The organism is Dyella sp. (assembly GCF_035277725.1).
In the GTDB taxonomy this organism is placed as follows: domain Bacteria; phylum Pseudomonadota; class Gammaproteobacteria; order Xanthomonadales; family Rhodanobacteraceae; genus Dyella_B.
Genome location: NZ_DATEJY010000137.1, coordinates 1 through 17,291, shown reverse-complemented (window position 1 = coordinate 17,291; position 17,291 = coordinate 1). Strand labels below are relative to the sequence as shown.

The following is a 17,291-nucleotide window of genomic DNA, read 5'->3' as shown; positions in this document are numbered from 1 at the left end:
TTCGTCCTCGCGTCGGCATCGGCGCCTTGTTTGGAGGAAGGCATGTAGTCATCGGCCATCGTCACCGCCATCACCAGACGATTGCCGGTACGGAAGATTTCCATCTCCTCGATGCCGGACGCACGGATGGCGGTGACGATTTCCGGCCAGACGACGCCGGGGCGATGCCAGCGTTCGTATTCGGCGATGGCGGCGGCATCGTCCTTGAGGTCCAGGGCATAGTAATGGCGTTGCATCAAACGGCACTCCGCGCGGCGCGGCGCCGCCAGGCAAACAGGGCAATGATGGCGAAGCTCATGGCGGGCACAATCATCGCATCGGACATGCTGGAGTGATCGGACACCGCGCCCATGATCGCCGTGAGCACGGCGCCGCGGATGATGGTCATCACCAGCAGGCCGGACCCGAGCTTGCGTTCGTCGTCGCTGCGCCCCTCCACGCCCAGCGCGAAGATGGTTGGATACATCACCGACATGAAGAAGCTGCACGCCGCCAGCGCATACGCGCCGCTGCTGCCCGGATGCACCACCGCATACAGCGTCAGCGCCACGTTGATGGCGGCAAACGTAAACAGCAGCCGCACCGGTGAGACGTACTTCATCAAGCCGGCCCCGGCGAAGCGACCGACCATGAAGCAGATCAGCTCAGCGGTGAGAAAGTTGGCTGCCATCCTGGCGGACGTGCCATGCATGGTCGCCTGCACGTAGCGGATGGTGTAGCTCCACACGCCCACTTGCGCGCCGACGTAGAAGAACTGGGCCAACATGGCACCGATGAAAAACCGGTCGCGCAGCAATCGGCTCAATACGCCGGAGCCTGCGGCAGGCGTTGCCGCGGCGCGCGGCGCAGCGCTTTTGGGAAAGCGCGTGGCAAGGATCAGCACTGCCCACGCCAGCACTACCAGGCCGATCACCAGGTACGGCCATTGCACCGCCTTGGTTTCGCTGACGTAGTACGCCGTGCGTTCAACCTCGCTCATCGCTGCCAGCTGTTCCGGTGTGTGTTCGATACCGGAAAAAATGAAATGCTGGCCAATCAATATGCCGGCGATCGAGCCAAGCGGATTGAACGCCTGCGCCAGATTGAGGCGCCGCGTAGCGGTTTGCGGTGATCCGAGCAAGGTCACGAACGGGTTGGCCGAGGTTTCCAGAAACGCCAGGCCGCTGGCGATCACGAACAACGCAAACAGGAACATGCCATAGGTGGCCTTTTCCGCCGCCGGCCAGAACAGCAACGCACCGATGCCATACAGCATGAGCCCGAAAACCACCGCACTCTTGTAGCCGAAGCGGCGCATAAACATGCCGGCCGGCATGGCAATGAGGAAGTAGCCAAGGTAGAACGCGCTCTGCACCAATCCAGCCTCGAAGTCGCTGAGCACGAAGGCTTTCTTGAATTGCGCGATCAGTACGTCATTGAGGTTGTTGGCGCCGCCCCACAGGAAAAACAGGCTGACGATCAACACCAGCGGCAGCCAGATGCGGCCTGCTTGCGATGCATCGGTGGCTGCTGGCACGGGGGCGTCTTCGGTCATGGTTCGCGCTTCCACCTGGTTCTCCTACACGTTTGGGCAGGTCCCCGGGGTGACGACCCTGCTCATTTGTGCAAATATGAAACGGTTATTCATAGATAGCACAAGTCGCGCTGCAACATGGGTCGGATTTTGGGCAAGATGGCGCGATGTGAATAAATCGAACAAGGGGAGAGTCATGGCTACTCAAACACCCAAGTATCGCGCCCCGGCGCTCGACAAAGGGTTGGATATCCTGGAGCTGCTGGCTGGATCGAGCCGCCCGCTGAGCATCGCAGAAATTTCCGAGGGTGTGGGGCGTTCCCGCGGCGAAATCTTCCGCATGCTGCAGGTGTTGGAAGAACGCGACTACATCGCGCGCGGCGAAGGCGACGTGGGTTACTCCGTTACCCCACGCCTGTTCCGCCTCGGCATGGAGCAGCCGCCGGTGAAAAGCGCCATCGAAACCGCCATGCCAGTGATGCACCACCTGGCGGATACCTGCGGCCAGGCCTGCCATCTGGTGGTGCCCTCCGGCGAGCAGATCGTGGTGGTGGCGCGCGTCGATCCGCCCGGAGAAGTCGCCCTGGTGGTGCGCGTGGGCCATCGCCGCCCGATGTCGCAATCCACCTCCGGCCACGTGCTGCTGGCCTTTCAAGAAGAACAGACCCGCGAGCGTTGGCTGGACCTGATCACGCGCTTCGAACCGAACCTGGATCGCAAAAAACTGATGCGTCTGGTGAATCAGTTGCGCACGCGCGGGTATGCCTGCGAACGCAGCCACGTGGTGGACGCCGTTACCGACCTTTCCGCACCAGTGCTTCAACACGGCAGCGCCGTGTGCGCACTGACCATTCCCTACATCGAACAGCAAAACGCTTCGCAACGCATGGACGACGTGATCGCCGCCCTGCTCCACGCCACCCGTGAGATTTCCGAAGCCTTGCAGTTCGGTTCCCCACGCACCACCTGAAAGCGAGTACTGAAACCATGCAGATACGCCGTAGCGTTTTGCTGGCCGCCGCGATGGCCGCCACCCTCCTCGCCGGTAGCGCCGCGGCGCAAAACTTTGCCGACGTAAAACCCTCGCCGCAGCAGACGCATTGGCAGGATCTGGAATTCGGCGTGATCGTGCATTTCGGCACCAATACGTTTCTGGATCGCGAATGGGGCGACGGCACGGCCGATCCGAACGTCTTCAATCCCGATCACGTCGATCCGGATCAATGGGCGCGTGCAGCCAAATCCGCGGGTGCGAAATACCTGGTGCTGGTCGCCAAGCATCATGATGGTTTCGCTTTATGGCCCACCGCGCAAACCGATTATTCGGTGAAGAACAGCCCCTGGCTGGGCGGCAAAGGCGACCTGGTGAAAATGACCTCCGACGCCGTGCGCAAGGAAGGCATGGCATTTGGCGTCTATCTGTCGCCATGGGATCGCCACGAACCGCGTTACAAGGATTCGGCTGCCTACGACAAGTTCTACATGGCGGAGATGGACGAACTCGTGCAGGGTTACGGCCCACTGGTGGAATGGTGGCTGGATGGCGCCGGCAGCGCGGGCCACGTGTACGATTTCAAGAAATACCTGGAGGAGCTGCGCACCTATCAATCGAACACCATGGTATTCGCCGACGTCGCGCTATTCGGTTACGGCGACGTTCGCTGGGTAGGCCAGGAAGATGGCCATATCCATGGCGAAAACTGGAACGTGATCGATCGCCACGGCGACTTGCGCTGGCGCCCGGTGGAAGTGGATACGCCACTGCACAAGCTGCAGTGGTTCTGGCATCCGGATAGCGACACGACACTCAAGAGCGTCGATGAGCTGATGGATATCTGGGAAAACAGCGTGGGTCTGGGTGGGCAGTTGATGCTTGGCCTAGCGCCGAATCGCCATGGCTTGTTGCCGGATGCCGACGTCAAGCGGCTGAAGGAATTCGGCGAGGCGTTGCAAGCGCGCTATGGTGCGGACAAAGATCTCGCGCGCAAACATGCATTCACGGATGCAAATACCAGCGCCGCACTGGATGGTGATCAAGATACGTTCTGGTCGGCGCCGGAAGGTTCGCACAACGCGGTGCTCGAAGCGAATTTCTCACAGCCCATCACGTTCGATCATGCGCTCACGATGGAGTGGTTGAACGATGGCCAGTGCGTACAGAAATATGCCGTGGAAGCATGGGTGAATGGCGCCTGGAAGGCCATCGCCAGTGCCCAGGCGATCGGCCATATGAAGATCGATCGCTTTGCGCCGGTGACTGCTACCAAGGTACGCCTGAATATTCTTTCGAGTGCTTGCACGGCGCGCATTCGCGAGTTTCAGTTGTTTAACGTTGGCCAGAAACGCTGATATTCGCAGGCTGGGATGGAAATCCCAGCATCGGGAACGATGACAAAGCTGGGATTTCATCCCAGCCTATGCGCCACTCGCACGCTCAAAAACCTGCGATCCACATCGCATTTCCGAGCTGAAAACACTAAGGATTAATTGTGAAGATAGGCCCGCTCAAGGCTTTTCTGCCAGCATCCTGCTTCACAATCGGCGTGCGATAGCCATACCGCGCCGCCGAACGGGGGATCCGTACAGGACACACGTCGCGTCGCCACGGTCAACAAGGCGTCGGCCTGTACGTTTACCTTTCGTCAGCTTCTTATGGCGGCATAACGCGTGGACACATTGCTCGTTCAAGCGGTCAAAGCGGTACCTGAAATCCGCACCCCCTCAGTAGAGACTGTTCCGCAGGAAGCACCTACCCTTTCCCTCGTCATTTGCACCTTGGACGAGCATGAAGCTATTGGTGGTGTACTGAGCGAGCTCGGTGAGCATTTGATGGGCATCAGCCACGAAATCATCGTGGTGGATGATTCGGCCGATTACCGCACCGCTGAGGTGGTGGACGCCTATGCCACCGAGCATGCACAGGTCCGCCTCGTGCGCCGTTATAAGGCGAGCGGTTTGTCATCGGCGGCGATCAATGGCTGGGATGTCGCGAAGGGCCGCATCCTGGCGATCATGGATGGCGATGGACAGCATGATCCGGCACTGATCAGGACACTGGTCGAGAAACTCGCCAACCCCGATATCGACGTGGCTGTCGCCAGCCGCTATCTGGACGATTCCCGCTCCGGCCTGCATGGGCTGCGGCATCGATTGAGCCGCACCGGCACCTGGCTTACCGATGCCATGCTGGGCGTGCCATTGGCCGATCCATTGAGCGGCTGTTTTGCGATGACGCGTGACTGGTATGTGCAAGTGCGCCGCCATTTGTCCGGCCTGGGTTTCAAGATACTGATCGACGTGGTGGCTTCCGGCGCAAGAAAGCCGCAAACCGCGCAAGTTCCCACGCTGCTGCGTGCCCGCGCGGGTGGGGAATCCAAACTCGATACGCGCGTGGTGATCGACCTGGTCGCGCTGCTGATCGAAAAGCGCACGCGGGGGCGCTTCACCGCAGCAGCCTTGATGCATGGCATGGCGGCCATCAGCGCGCTGTGCGCGCAATGGTTGGCGCTGAGCTTGTTGCTGCGTCTGGCAATGCCGCTATGGCTGGCCATGCTGTTATCGGTGGGCGCGGCCCTTGCCGGCCGCTTTGCGGTAAACCTGCTGATGACCCCGCGCTCGCGCCGCCCCGGCAACGCGCATGAGCTGCATCGCCAATGGCTGGCGTTCTGCCTGGGTCGATGGAGCGATGTGCCTTTGAACGCAGGTTTCGCCCTGGCGCTATGCATGGCGCATTGTGCGTGGGGCATCGCTGTTCTGGCTGGGGTGTTGCTGGCAGAATCCCGTTACTACTTTGGGGCCAATGCAGGGGCGCGTGCGTGAATCGTGAGTTGCGGGCACCGGCCCGCTGGCAGGCTGTTGCCTATGGTTCGATTGCGCTCGTTGCTTGCATTGGCGCCTTTGTGGGCCTGTCCGCCAGCAGTTTATGGATCGATGAACTGTTCACGGTTTTCCTGATCCACCACAACGATGGCTTGGGCGAAGTATTTCGCCGCGCACTCACCGACACGCATCCGCCGCTGTATTACTTCGCGCTGTACGCGTGGACGCGTTTGGCCGGCTTGTCGGACATTGCCTTGCGCCTGCCTAGCGCGGTGTTTGCCGTTGCATCTCTTTTGATTTTTGCATTTGGTACGCGGCGCGTACTGAGTCGCACGGCAATCGCCTTCGCTTGCGCGGTTGCCGGGGTTTCCGAGTTCTGGTTCGAGCAATCGCAGAATGCACGCAGCTACGCCTTGTGTTTTGCGTTGTCGGCCGGCCTTCTGTCCTTGGCGATTGCTTTTCGCCGCCGCGTGCAGACGCGCACGGACTTTCCGCTTGCCCATTGGTTGGCGCTGAGCCTGCTGGGTTTGATCGCCAGTCTCACGCACGCTTATCTGTTGCTGGCCACTGGCATGGTGCTGCTGTTTCTGTTGCTCAGCCTGCCGTCGTGGCGCATCCGTGCTGCACTGGTTGTTACTGGTCTGGTGATACTCGCCTTCAATGTGACGTATTACCGGATGATGATCCATTCCTCGGAAATGGATCTGCAGGGATTGTGGTTCGACAACAGCGTCGGCTTCTTCAAGCAACAGATCCGTTATGCGTTCTACGGTCTGATGCAACGACAAGTCATCATCGTGACCGTACTGCTGATTTTGTTCGGCATCCGGCAGAAGGCGCTCGGCGATACCGCTTTCGTCAATGACGGGCGGGACACGCGCTGGGCTACCGGCCTGGCGGCGCTGGTGCTTATCGGCGTGATCGTTTGCGGTATTGGCGTATCGCTGGCTGTCGCGCCGTCGTTTTCGGATCGCAACCTGCTTACCTGCACGCCGTTTGCATGGTTGCTGATGGGGCGTCTCTACGATGCCGCCGGCCCGCGAGGCTACACACGCGGCAGTGCCATCGTTGCCGTGCTTGGCATGTTGATGGTTGCCAGTTATCTGCATCGATTGCCCGGGCGCGAATTGCCGCGGCGCGAGGACTGGCGCGCGTCGGCGCAATACATTTCGCAATTGCCTGGCTGCGCAGGGCAGCTTGTGCCGGCGATCCTGCCGTATCGTTTCGGCCATGCCTCGCCCTACTTCCGCGCACTCGCCGCGAATGATTTCTTCGGTTACTACATGCCACCGGGCACACCGATTCACACGTACATGCCGGGCGAATTGGCTGCGCGTCACCCCATGGCGGAACTGCCGCCGTTGCTCGCATCGCGCGCCGCCAATGCCGATATCGGCGGCTGCAGCCTGCTGGCCTGGGGTATCCACGATCTCGATGAAACATCCGCGCTGAAGATCGCCCTGGATCTTGCGCGCCAACCGGGCGTGGCGCCGCGGCGGGTGTTGGTGCAGCAATTTATCGAATACCAGCCGCGACTGCTGAGATGGATCGAAGTGCCGGGAGCTTACGTCTATCTCGCGATCCCTGCGGCCGCTTCCAGCACCCATGTGGCGCCACCGACGACGCCGGACATACACCTGAGCAGGCAAAACGCCGCAACGCTTGGCGATCGCGTCGTGGTGCAATACCTCACCACGTACACAAGCCCGACCCAGCCTGCGTATCAGGTGGATGTCTACGCCATCCAGCGCTGGGATCCGAAAGACCGCAACTACCCCGTGCGACAGGACTTCCTGGCCGTGCACCGCTTGACCTGCGATGCACCCGTCACCAAGTCCAATTGGGATGTGTGGCCCGATCCTACCTACCCTGGCTGCAGCAACCTGCCGCCTCCGACCTCTGCCGGCAAGGTCAACGGCGATCTATGATGGCTGCCTGAGCAGCAAGCTCAGGCTTACTCCCGGGGCAGGTCTGGGATGATCAGCAAGGCCAAGCGCGACAATCTGCCAACCATCGGCTCGGCCTTGGGGACTCTCGCCGCGCGGGAGTGCCGGCGATTGCTGCGCGCGCTGGGCATGCGCAAGCAACGGCAGGAAGGCATCCATGAGGCACGCAAATCCTGCCGCCGCCTGCGCAGCATCCTGCCCTTGCTACCACCTGGGCGGCCGATTGACACGGCGGATCATGGCTTGCAGGAACTGGCGCGCAGCCTTGGGCCGATGCGCGATGCCTATATCGCGGCGCGCACGGCGAAACTGCTGGCGACGGCCCACGCAAGGTCGGTAACGCCAGAGGTGCTTGCGGCGCTTGAACAGCGCTGCGAGCAGATGATCGACGCCGCGCTCAAGCAGGATCCGCATTGGCGCCACCGCCGCGCCGAAGCACAGCGCATCACGGCCGCTATCCAGGCGCTGCCATGGCAGGACATCCGGCCCTCATCGGCCAGGCAAACCCTCAAGCGCAGCAAGCGGCGCGTCAAAAAGGCACACAAGAAAGGGCTTGCGTTACGTACACCGCCTGCATCGCATCGTTGGCGGCGGCGCGCACGAAAGCTGCGTTATCAGTTCGACTTCGTGCGCAAGGCGCGTCGCATGGCGGGCATGAAGAAAGCACGCACTCAGCGCTATGGCGACCAGGCCAAACACCTTTCCACGCTGACCGACCAGCTCGGCTGGCGCCAGGATTTCCAGATCTTCCTGGGCGCCGTGGAAGCGTTGCCGGATTCGGCCAAGGTATTGGCATTACGCCGAGAGTTGAAGTCGAAATCGGCAAACTGGTCGAAAGCCGAACCGAGTGCGTCATGCACTCAATGACACACCAGCACGGGAATATCACAGCACCCTAATACCCGGTTCGTTTCACTCCCCAGCAACATGCGATCCAGCGTGGCATAGCCATGCATGCTCATCACGATCAGATCACAGTGCTGCATCTTGGCCGCACCCACGATGGCCACGTAGGGTCGCCGATCGAACGCATAACCGCCGTGGCACTCCACACCTGCGTTGCTGGCCATCGCTTCGATGTCCGCCAACCGCTGCTGCGCACGCGTCACCGCGCGCTCTGCATGCGAATCCTCCGCATGGCGAATGACATCGGAGAAATACGCCACCGCGGCAAGCGGCGCCAGGACGTGAAAGGCGTAGATGCGCGCACCCAGCGTATGCGCCAACTCGATACCGACTTGCGCAGCATGCATGGCTTGGTCGGAGCCATCGGTGGGAACCAGGATATGCGAAAACATGATGCCTCCTTCGGGACAGAACCCTACCGAACGCATTGTTTTCTTCGCGGCGTCGGCCATGGCTGCGATAGGCAAATCGCCAACCTGGCCCGACTTGGGTTGGATTTTACACCTTGCAAACAGGACCGTATGGAACATGTTTCGAGGCGGCCAGGCAGCTTTCGCTTGCGTTAATGCTCCCGACGCCCCATTTCTTGGCAGTCCTTACACACAGAGATAATCATGACGCTGGCAGAAGCGATGCCCCAGACCGGGAGTGGCGACGAACTGCAGAGCTTCGTCGACCAGCATCGCCGTTTGTTCGTGTTGACCGGTGCCGGCTGCAGCACGGATTCGGGCATTCCGGATTACCGCGATGCCGATGGCGGCTGGAAACGCTCCCAGCCGGTGACCTATCAGGCCTTTATGGGCGAGGAACTGACCCGCAAGCGATACTGGGCGCGCAGCCTGGTGGGTTGGCGACGCTTCGGCAAAGCCCTGCCCAATCCCACGCATCGCGCGCTGGCGCGCCTGGAAGAGCTGGGCAAGCTGGAACTGCTGCTTACGCAGAACGTGGATGGCTTGCATCAGCGGGCAGGAAATCGCCAGGTGGTGGATCTGCATGGGCGGCTGGATACGGTGCGCTGCATGGGTTGCGAGGCGCGCTCGCCGCGCCACGCCTTGCAACAGACCTTGCTGCAACTCAACCCGGCATGGGCCGCGCTCGACGCGATCGACGCTCCGGACGGCGACGCCGATCTCGACGGCCATGATTTCAGCAGCTTCGTCGTGCCGCCCTGCCCGCACTGCGGCGGCGTGCTGAAGCCGGACGTGGTGTTCTTCGGCGAGAACGTACCGCGCGTTCGCGTGGGAACAGCCATGCAAGCATTGGAAGCCGCCGATGCGGTGCTGGTGGTCGGCTCATCGTTGATGGTGTTTTCCGGCTACCGCTTCGCGCATGCCGCCGCCAAGGCCGGCAAGCCGATTGCCGCCGTCAACCTGGGACGCACGCGCGCTGATCCGCTGCTCACCCTGAAAGTAGCGCAGCCATGCGCGGAAGCCTTGGCCTTTCTGTAGGTTGGGGTGCGAACCCCAACATCGCCATGCTGCACGCCGCCATGTTGGGGTTCGCACCCCAACCTACACAGGCGTCAACGGCGCGCGCGGAAGAAATCGCGCAGCAGCGCAGCCGACTCCTCCGCCAACAAGCCACCTTGCACTTGAATGCGGTGATTGTGACGCTCGGAAATCAACGTATCGAACACGCTGCCGGCCGCGCCGGTCTTGGGATCGGTAGTGCCGTAAACGACGCGCCCCACGCGGGCGTGCACGAGTGCCATGGAACACATCGCGCATGGTTCCAAAGTAACGTAAAGCGTGGCGCCGACGATGCGGTAATTCGCCAGTTTCTCCCCCGCCGCGCGCAAGGCCATGATTTCCGCATGCGCAGTCGGATCGTGCAGGGTGATGTTGCGATTCCAGCCCAGGCCGACGATCTGCCCGTCCTGTACCAGCACGGCGCCGACCGGCACTTCGTTTTCGGCGTCACGCGCATGCTCGGCGAGCTGCAGCGCGCGGCGCATGTAAGTTTCGTCTTCGGGTGTGAAGTGTGGCGATGTGTTGTCGATGGTGGGGGTTTCAGACATGGGCGCGGCTTGGTGTGGCGTGCCGCCATTTTAGCTTCGTTTGCTCAAGTCTCGCGCGAGGCCAAGGTGTGCGGTAATGGCGTGCCGCTGCCGCCTCTTGTGAGTCATGTACGCACGCCATGTGCGCACTGATGATTGGGTGTTTTTCTTCCGGCAAGCCATCAATGGCCGGCCTGCGGGTATCCATCAGCAACCAGACGTCAAAAAAACAAAAGAAGCTGGGAAATAGCGAATCGAAAATCTAATCGATCTATTCACCCTGCCCAGACATCGAGAACGCACTGGCGAGACGCCGTTGTTCCTGAGCAGTTATGCCTAGCGAATCGGCTATGATTTGCCACTGTGAAACAACCTGCTTCTGCCCTTCAATGATGTCGTTCGCATCAGCAATAGACACCCGAAAATACGGTGCTACAGAACGCGCCAATTCCAGATCCATAGCATTGTCGTTTTCGCTGATATTGAGCTTGAGCCCATGCCCTTGCGGCACTGGATTGATGTCGAATGCGGGAGAAAGCACCCAGCCCCTACCCGGCTCCAGCAAGAAGCCATGATTGCGCAGATGATCGTCGGTGTTGGAAACCAGCAGATTGAAAACGATGCGCGACCACAATTCGCGTAGATCGGCAGCGGTGTTCGCGCCATCGGTCATCAACACTTGAGCTATGTCCAGATAGCTGGCCCCGGTGGAGGCATCGTCGCCATCTTGATGGCCGGTAAGGTTCATCGCGGAAGCAAAATGTTGCCTTTGGCCCTGCGAGTTACGGTCGAAACGCTTGACCAGAAAAGTATGGTGCGCGCTACCGAAGCGGCGCACCAGCGCTTCGGGCACATTCAGACCGCAGGCCTTGGCCAGCGTGTAGACCACCATTTCCCAGGCGCCAACGTCGTGCTCATCCCGGACACTTGGGAATTTGGCGATCCACAAATGTCCGCTTGGATCGATCACGCTGGCCTTGGGGCGCGCACCACCCAATGAACCACCGGGAGCGATCAACATGCGCAACCATTGGTCAGCTTCGCTGGCCGTGTTGTGTTCGTCGCGTTCCAGCGCCAGGCTCGCGGCTTCCAATGCACGCAGTTGCACGAAGGACGGCGCAGCCACGTCGTGCTGATCATCCAGGAAGTCCCCCTGATCGTTGCGCCGGAAGCGCAGTGCACCGACGCGGTACATGTCATGCACGCCCAGCAAATAGTCCGACTCGAAAAGCGGCGCGTTGCGATCAACCACACCGGCACGCTGCGCGCGCTCCAGGCGCCGGCGCATGAGCAACCGGCCCCATCGATCCGGGCTGGCGTCGGCCAATGCGCCGAAAGTCTCTTGTCCCTGTGGCGGATATTGGCGGCCTGCATACCAGCCGAGGCGCGGATCGAGCTTGAGTCCGGCCAGATCGAGGCGCTTCAGTACCGCTTCGTCGAACTCGAAATCGAAGACCTCACGCGCCGCCGTGCGATGGATATAGAGACGGCCCAGGCGCAGGGGTTCAGCCAGCCCATGCCAATCGCCGTAGACCGCGATGAATGCATCGCTCATCGCTTCCGTCCCTTCCCATCTGGCACGGATGGCTTGATAAGTGCAGCCAGGCTGTCCGCGCTGATGAAGGTGTCGTCTGCTGCCCAGTCTGCAGCGGTGGTCGTCGCCTGTTCGCTTTTTGCCGGAGTGTTCGACGATGACCATGACGTGGCTACGCGCGATACAGTGGCTGCCCCCGGCTTGGCACGCCGAGGGCGCCGGGTCAGTGCCGCATCCTGCAAATCCCGGCCGAGGGGATCGTCCTTGAGCAGAAGATCGAGAGCCTGCTCCGCCCCCAACACCTGCATTACCGCCAGATAGGCACCCATCGTGACCCCGGAGCTTCCTTTTTCGAGGCTGCGCAAGGTCACTGGCGTCATACCAGCCCGCTCGGCCACCTGCTTGCCGGTCAGGTGCCGGCGTAACCGCGCCAGGCGCAGGCGCTTGCCGAGCTGCCGCAAGCGCAGCTCGGTGGCGGGCAGCAAAGGGGCGGTCTTCTTGGCCATAAGAACAATATTACTCCCCCGAATGGCAAAAAAGGAAAGAATATTGACTCTTATCTCGAACCGTACTTCATACCAGCAACCAACCTCAACCTCACGCCACTGCATAATTTGAGTTATTGTGTACGTTAAGTTGTACAAACTAGGAGCAACCATGGCCATTTCGTCCAGCGACGTGATCTCGCTATCCCAAGCCAGGGCCAATCTGTCCGAACTAGCGGACCAGGTGAAGGCCGGTGCCGAAAAAATCGTCACGAAAAACGGTGAAAGCTACGTCGCCATCATCGACGCTCAGCGGCTGGATTATTACCACCAGCTAGAGCGCGAGCACATCCACTTGCTGCTGATTGACGACGCCAGCAAGGGCTTGGCCGACATAGCTGCAAACAACCTAAAAGACGCCCAAAGTTCTCTGTCTGACATCAAGCGCCGCCGTGCTGCCAAGACCGCGCGCTGACCATGCCGATTCGCCCCGTGACAGCCCGCTACCACGTCAAACTCACTGCCAACTTCGAGCGCAACCTTGAAGAAGTCGAGGCATTCCTATTGGAAGCCGGGACCCCACTGACATTTGATGCGCTGCTGGACGAGCTGACGGATATCGTCATTCCGAATCTGGAGCTCTATCCAGATATGGGGCGCTTATTCCTCGAACGACCTGCTCGCTCCGTGGAAGTGAGCAATGGCATTGATCGCTTGACCAGACAACTCGACGCTATCGCCAAAGACGGCGAGCTACGCGAGTATGTGATGACGCATTATCTGATGCTATACGCGAAGATCACGGATACGGTGTATTTGCTTTCGATTCGACACCATCGGCAACTGTCGTTTGATTTGGCGGCTCACTGGCCTGCGTGAGCAGACGATACAAAGGGACTGGCTGATACATTGTCTGGTCAGAACAGTACGATAGAAACCAGCAAGCCCCATCCCCCTCAAGCGCTTGAAGTGCTGCTTGTCCATTGGGCCAAAAAATTGGCGATCTTTTCTTCTATATGACTCTCAACGGTTCGCAACCGTAGCAAGGAAATCTCGCTTTTCTTCAGAATACTGTCTTTCAATGCATCTCGCTGGGCCTGCCGCATCGTGTCGTGGAACCCGCCATCAACTTCGATCACACCGAACGGCCTTTTTCCAACCTTAAAATAAAGCACAAAATCGCAACTGGAGCTGGCTTCCATAAAGTTCCGTTCTGCCGGCGTCAACGCCTCGTTCGTCGATGAAGCCACTTGATTCAGGCGAACCTGAGGGTGGAACTTCATTGCTCTATAAGCCTCCTGAGACAACGTGTCACGCAATATCTGCGCTACGATCTGCTCGGATTTGTATATGGAGTCGCTGGCGCGCAACCTGGCATTGAGCCTTTCCAGAGATTGATCGTATTCCTTGTAGAGCAGGTCAAAGGCCGAGACTACATTGGCATGATGGATCTGCTCTTCATCGGCGTAATATTCGATGTAACGCACCAATGCAGCAATGTGACCATTATTCCCGGCAAAAACATCATCGCCCGTTACTAAAGTAAATGAATTCCTGGCTCTCGATACCGCCACGTTGACCAAGTGAGGATCATCTACGAAGCCCAGGCTTCGCTGGCTGCTTTGCTTTTTGTCCAACACAGTGGAAAAGATAATTTCGTCGCACTCTCGGCCCTGAAACTTGTGCACGGTGTCTTTGACAAATTCGGCTGACAGGTGCGTTTGCGAAAGAGTGACCTGGGCCTTGTAAGGCGCTATGAATCCCCTGCTATTTTCACTGTCCCACTCGCTCTCCCCATCCCAGTTGAGCGTTTCGAGCAATGACTCCAGCTCCCTCAGGTTCGAGTAGTTTCGGGCGTGGTTTCCTTTGGCAGTGACGATTAACTTCAACGCCTTCTCGCCAGCGTCCCTGGTCATCGGGATAAGCTGATTGTCATAAAACTGCTGATTGCAAAACTGGATGATTTTGGGATGGCAGCGGTAATGCTCTTTCAGCAGCGTTACCGGGATCGAACCCTTGAAAACTTGAAGACATGACTCGAGCAAGCTGTATTTGTCGCAGTCATAAAATTGAGCAGGCGGGGCTATATCCAGTTTCGCCGGAATGTGCGGAAGCTGCTTTCTGTCGCCGACGATGATCAAGTTTCTGGCGCAACCTAGCGCCAATATCCCCGGCACAATGTCCTGCTGCGAGGCTTCGTCGATGATGACATAGTCCAGGATCGCACCTCCGGCCATCGAATTGACGATGGAATGCGTGCTGCTACCGATAATCGGGTAGCGCCTTACGAACGCACTAAACTTTTCGTGCTTGCGATAATTGTCCTTGTCGAAGGCCTCCTGGGGAGGCACGTGTTGCTGGAGATGATGCTTCAGATAGGCCATCGAACAGATGGCCAGCTCTTTTAGCAGCGCTTCGAAGTTACCTCGCGTCAGTTCTTGGCGATAAGCGGTCAATGCCGCGTTCTTTTCCTGTAGCGCTTTCTCATAAAAGTGGAGCTGCAAGGCATAGATCAGGCCCTTGCGCTTCCCCTCATCGGCGTAAGGTTTGGCACGCAAGATTTTAAAATTGAGCAGCAGCTCGACCCTGTCCTTGAACCTGATGCGACGCTCGGCAAGATAGGTCAGATAAGCCATCAGGTCCGCGGTTTTGCGAGGGGACAGCCGATAGTTGTCGAGGGCAACAGGTGCCACTACCCCATTCTCGCGCTGCCATTGCAGAAGGTATCGCTGCTCAATGGTCAGTTCATCAATCTCGGCCTGTAGCCGCGCCACTGCATTCTGAGCATGTAGTAGCTGCTTCAATGTCTGCAGAACAACCTGGACCTGCTGCATGGTAGGAGCCGTTGCAGGCGCATTCGCTGGCATCACCGGCGTGGCGGCAAAGAATTCCTGTCGATTTTCGCTATTGCCAAGCTTGGCGACTAGATAGTCCAACCCAGCCTTGCCTAGTTTTTCGTAGACGTTTTCTACCGCGGCATTGTTATTGGACAGAATCGCGATAGTTTTACCGCGCAGCACGATGTTGGCGACGATATTCAAGATCGTTTGTGTCTTTCCCGTACCAGGAGGACCTTCGATCAAGCTGACTTGCGAGGCAAAGGCCCGCTCCACCGCCCTGAGCTGGCTTTCGTTGACACCGAAGGGATAGATAAAACTTCCCGACACGTCCCGTGTCTGATTCGTTCCCGTGCAATAGGCATACAGCGCGGTATCCGCGTGTGGTAACAGCTTTTCCAGTTGTTTGAGTACGTTGCCAGCGATGGAACGACTTTGCGACGTATCCTCGCCGACCCGGGCTTTTGCCACATCAACGAAATAGCGAAATACCGAATTTTCCTTCAGGCTTGCTTCCGGAGCGAATTCGATATCGTCCAAGCTCCTGACTGAGGGCTTCTGTTCATCGCAATATCGAACGACAACATACCTTTCGCCGTAGATGGTCGCCTCTTCAACAGTGCGGAACACCGCGCTCCCTTTTTCCGTGCAAAGCGCCCCTTCCACCGTTCTGCTCGGAATAACTTTGCAAGCATCAAGCGAGGTTGTGTACGACTTGCCCGATCGAAAATGGAGCTTAAGCTTCAATCTGCCGTGATGATCGAATATTTCCCAGTTGACGAACTGGCCGGCCCTGTTTTCACCGTTGACGTAGATGGAAACCATATAACCCTGTCCATTGAGTTGAGCGTCTTATCGTCAGGCATCATCCTCGTTCCCAAGCTCCGCACACACATTGCGGAACTGCTCCAGCGCAGCCTCCAAGTTCTCGACGATCTCAGCCACCAACACCTCCGGCTCGGCAGGCTATCGATATCTTCCAAGCTATCGTCTTTGAGCCAGAAACAGCCGGATTCAGCTTGTCGCGCTGGGTCAGTTCATCGTAAGCAAAATGGCGGAAGCGTTCGGTCTCCTTACGCTCTTGATAGCAGCGAATGAAATCATCAAAGTCGCCGTGTTCCAGGCGTTTCGTTTTGAGCGTCTTGTGAATGTTGATGCGTAGTCGTAGACCCGTAGTTCATTTCGACCTTGCAACACCCAGCCAGCATCGGCGAGCAGCGGTCGATCTGATCCCTGGCTTGCTCTTCCGGCAACTCCATTCATCTCTCCCCTTGGCAAATCAATGCGGAACCACAGTGAGAAGAACACTCGCTACAGAACCGGTGGCCTATCACTGATGCGCCCGGAAAATTACTCCCATTCGATCGTAGCCGGCGGCTTGCCGCTGATGTCATATACCACGCGCGAAACCCCGCGCAGCTCATTGATGATGCGGTTGGAAACCTTGCCAAGGAAGTCATACGGCAGATGCGCCCAATGCGCGGTCATGAAATCGATGGTTTCAACCGCACGCAGCGCGATCACCCATTCGTATGCGCGCGCGTCGCCCACTACACCCACCGATTTCACCGGCAGGAACACGGCAAACGCTTGGCTGACCTGGTCGTAGAGATCGTCCTTGCGCAGTTCCTCGATAAAGATGGCATCGGCACGAGCCAGCAGTTCGGCGTATTCGGGTTTTACTTCGCCCAGGATGCGCACGCCGAGGCCTGGACCGGGAAACGGATGGCGATAGACCATTTCGCGCGGCAGGCCGAGTTCGACGCCGATGCGGCGTACTTCGTCCTTGAACAATTCGCGCAGCGGTTCGACCAGCTTGAGCTTCATGTGCTCGGGCAGGCCGCCGACGTTGTGATGGCTCTTGATGACGTGTGCCTTGCCGGTTTTGCTGCCGGCGGATTCGATCACGTCGGGATAAATCGTGCCTTGCGCCAGCCACTTCACCTGGCCATTGCCAGCGGCGGTGACCTTGGCCGATTCCTCGTCGAAGATCTCCACGAACAGGCGGCCGATGATCTTGCGCTTGGCCTCCGGGTCGGCCACGCCTTCCAGTGCCTCGAAGTAGCGCGCCGCGGCGTTCACGCGGATCACCTTGACGCCCATGTGCTCGGCCATCGTGGCCATCACCTGGTCGCCTTCCTTGAAGCGCAGCAGGCCGGTGTCGACGAACACGCAGGTGAGCTGGTCACCGATTGCACGATGCAAGAGCGCAGCGACCACGGAGGAATCCACACCGCCGGAGAGACCCAGCAGCA

General features: G+C 59.0%; 16 protein-coding genes. 8 read left to right on the top strand and 8 right to left on the bottom strand.

What is annotated here, in order from left to right; genetic code table 11:
* The coding region (locus VJR68_RS12590) for an L-rhamnose mutarotase (protein WP_324148085.1) at window positions 1-236 on the bottom strand (236 nt) is incomplete at its 3' end.
* Window positions 236-1,534, bottom strand: coding sequence for an L-fucose:H+ symporter permease (fucP, locus tag VJR68_RS12585; RefSeq protein ID WP_324148083.1), 1,299 nt, complete (start codon window positions 1,532-1,534; stop codon window positions 236-238). The genes fucP and VJR68_RS12590, both read right to left, overlap by 1 nt.
* A 175-nt stretch (window positions 1,535-1,709) precedes the next feature.
* Between fucP and VJR68_RS12580 the strand changes: the two genes are divergently transcribed.
* The 5 genes from VJR68_RS12580 to VJR68_RS12560 all read left to right on the top strand — a co-directional run bounded on the left by VJR68_RS12580 (window position 1,710) and on the right by VJR68_RS12560 (window position 8,145).
* The gene (locus VJR68_RS12580) at window positions 1,710-2,483 is read left to right on the top strand and encodes an IclR family transcriptional regulator (protein WP_324148081.1); all 774 of its coding nucleotides are present in this window, start codon (window positions 1,710-1,712) and stop codon (window positions 2,481-2,483) included.
* A 17-nt stretch (window positions 2,484-2,500) separates the two neighbouring features.
* A complete protein-coding gene (locus VJR68_RS12575) occupies window positions 2,501-3,862 on the top strand; it encodes an alpha-L-fucosidase (RefSeq protein ID WP_324148079.1) in 1,362 nt (453 codons plus the stop codon).
* A gap of 318 nt (window positions 3,863-4,180) precedes the next feature.
* Window positions 4,181-5,332 carry a glycosyltransferase gene (locus tag VJR68_RS12570; RefSeq protein WP_324148077.1) on the top strand — a complete coding sequence of 384 codons (1,152 nt, stop codon included), beginning with the start codon at window positions 4,181-4,183 and terminating at the stop codon, window positions 5,330-5,332.
* Window positions 5,329-7,260, top strand: a complete 1,932-nt coding sequence (locus tag VJR68_RS12565) for a glycosyltransferase family 39 protein (protein ID WP_324148076.1) — start codon at window positions 5,329-5,331, stop codon at window positions 7,258-7,260. Before VJR68_RS12570 ends, VJR68_RS12565 begins: the two co-directional genes overlap by 4 nt.
* A gap of 48 nt (window positions 7,261-7,308) precedes the next feature.
* Entirely contained in the window at window positions 7,309-8,145 is an 837-nt protein-coding gene (locus VJR68_RS12560; protein ID WP_324148074.1) for a CHAD domain-containing protein, read from the top strand.
* On the opposite strand, the gene VJR68_RS12555 is transcribed toward VJR68_RS12560, so the two are convergent.
* On the bottom strand, window positions 8,139-8,576 hold the full coding sequence (locus VJR68_RS12555; RefSeq protein WP_324148072.1) for a universal stress protein: 438 nt from the start codon (window positions 8,574-8,576) through the stop codon (window positions 8,139-8,141). The two genes, VJR68_RS12560 and VJR68_RS12555, sit on opposite strands and share 7 nt — an antisense overlap.
* Before the next feature lie 240 nt (window positions 8,577-8,816).
* Here VJR68_RS12555 and VJR68_RS12550 point away from each other — a divergent pair, with 240 nt between their 5' ends.
* Window positions 8,817-9,632, top strand: a complete 816-nt coding sequence (locus VJR68_RS12550) for an NAD-dependent protein deacetylase (protein WP_324148088.1) — start codon at window positions 8,817-8,819, stop codon at window positions 9,630-9,632.
* A 74-nt stretch (window positions 9,633-9,706) separates the two neighbouring features.
* Here the strand turns inward: VJR68_RS12550 and tadA are convergent, their stop codons facing one another.
* From tadA to VJR68_RS12535, 3 genes are all read right to left on the bottom strand, one after another.
* Window positions 9,707-10,201 carry a tRNA adenosine(34) deaminase TadA gene (tadA, locus tag VJR68_RS12545; RefSeq protein WP_324148070.1) on the bottom strand — a complete coding sequence of 165 codons (495 nt, stop codon included), beginning with the start codon at window positions 10,199-10,201 and terminating at the stop codon, window positions 9,707-9,709.
* Between the two features lie 250 nt (window positions 10,202-10,451).
* A complete protein-coding gene (locus VJR68_RS12540; RefSeq protein ID WP_324148068.1) occupies window positions 10,452-11,735 on the bottom strand; it encodes a HipA domain-containing protein in 1,284 nt (427 codons plus the stop codon).
* A complete protein-coding gene (locus tag VJR68_RS12535; RefSeq protein WP_324148066.1) occupies window positions 11,732-12,373 on the bottom strand; it encodes a helix-turn-helix domain-containing protein in 642 nt (213 codons plus the stop codon). The genes VJR68_RS12540 and VJR68_RS12535 overlap by 4 nt, the downstream gene beginning before the upstream one ends.
* Here VJR68_RS12535 and VJR68_RS12530 point away from each other — a divergent pair.
* Together VJR68_RS12530 and VJR68_RS12525 are read left to right on the top strand one after the other, a co-directional pair.
* Entirely contained in the window at window positions 12,372-12,674 is a 303-nt protein-coding gene (locus tag VJR68_RS12530; protein WP_324148064.1) for a type II toxin-antitoxin system Phd/YefM family antitoxin, read from the top strand. The genes VJR68_RS12535 and VJR68_RS12530 overlap by 2 nt on opposite strands.
* A gap of 2 nt (window positions 12,675-12,676) precedes the next feature.
* On the top strand, window positions 12,677-13,078 hold the full coding sequence (locus tag VJR68_RS12525; protein WP_324148062.1) for a type II toxin-antitoxin system RelE/ParE family toxin: 402 nt from the start codon (window positions 12,677-12,679) through the stop codon (window positions 13,076-13,078).
* Between the two features lie 77 nt (window positions 13,079-13,155).
* Here VJR68_RS12525 and VJR68_RS12520 read toward each other — a convergent pair whose 3' ends face one another.
* On the bottom strand, window positions 13,156-15,861 hold the full coding sequence (locus tag VJR68_RS12520; RefSeq protein WP_324148060.1) for an AAA domain-containing protein: 2,706 nt from the start codon (window positions 15,859-15,861) through the stop codon (window positions 13,156-13,158).
* Between the two features lie 525 nt (window positions 15,862-16,386).
* The coding region (guaA, locus tag VJR68_RS12515) for a glutamine-hydrolyzing GMP synthase (RefSeq protein ID WP_324148058.1) at window positions 16,387-17,291 on the bottom strand (905 nt) is incomplete at its 5' end.

What these genes read in the sequence shown, in the direction of transcription:
- fucP (WP_324148083.1), bottom strand. Translation starts at nt 1,534, where the DNA reads ATGACCGAAGACGCCCCCGTGCCAGCAGCCACCGATGCATCGCAAGCA.
- VJR68_RS12580 (WP_324148081.1), top strand. Translation starts at nt 1,710, where the DNA reads ATGGCTACTCAAACACCCAAGTATCGCGCCCCGGCGCTCGACAAAGGG.
- VJR68_RS12575 (WP_324148079.1), top strand. Translation starts at nt 2,501, where the DNA reads ATGCAGATACGCCGTAGCGTTTTGCTGGCCGCCGCGATGGCCGCCACC.
- VJR68_RS12560 (WP_324148074.1), top strand. Translation starts at nt 7,309, where the DNA reads ATGATCAGCAAGGCCAAGCGCGACAATCTGCCAACCATCGGCTCGGCC.
- VJR68_RS12555 (WP_324148072.1), bottom strand. Translation starts at nt 8,576, where the DNA reads ATGTTTTCGCATATCCTGGTTCCCACCGATGGCTCCGACCAAGCCATG.
- VJR68_RS12550 (WP_324148088.1), top strand. Translation starts at nt 8,817, where the DNA reads ATGCCCCAGACCGGGAGTGGCGACGAACTGCAGAGCTTCGTCGACCAG.
- tadA (WP_324148070.1), bottom strand. Translation starts at nt 10,201, where the DNA reads ATGTCTGAAACCCCCACCATCGACAACACATCGCCACACTTCACACCC.
- VJR68_RS12540 (WP_324148068.1), bottom strand. Translation starts at nt 11,735, where the DNA reads ATGAGCGATGCATTCATCGCGGTCTACGGCGATTGGCATGGGCTGGCT.
- VJR68_RS12530 (WP_324148064.1), top strand. Translation starts at nt 12,372, where the DNA reads ATGGCCATTTCGTCCAGCGACGTGATCTCGCTATCCCAAGCCAGGGCC.
- VJR68_RS12535 (WP_324148066.1), bottom strand. Translation starts at nt 12,373, where the DNA reads ATGGTTGCTCCTAGTTTGTACAACTTAACGTACACAATAACTCAAATT.
- VJR68_RS12525 (WP_324148062.1), top strand. Translation starts at nt 12,677, where the DNA reads ATGCCGATTCGCCCCGTGACAGCCCGCTACCACGTCAAACTCACTGCC.
- VJR68_RS12520 (WP_324148060.1), bottom strand. Translation starts at nt 15,861, where the DNA reads ATGGTTTCCATCTACGTCAACGGTGAAAACAGGGCCGGCCAGTTCGTC.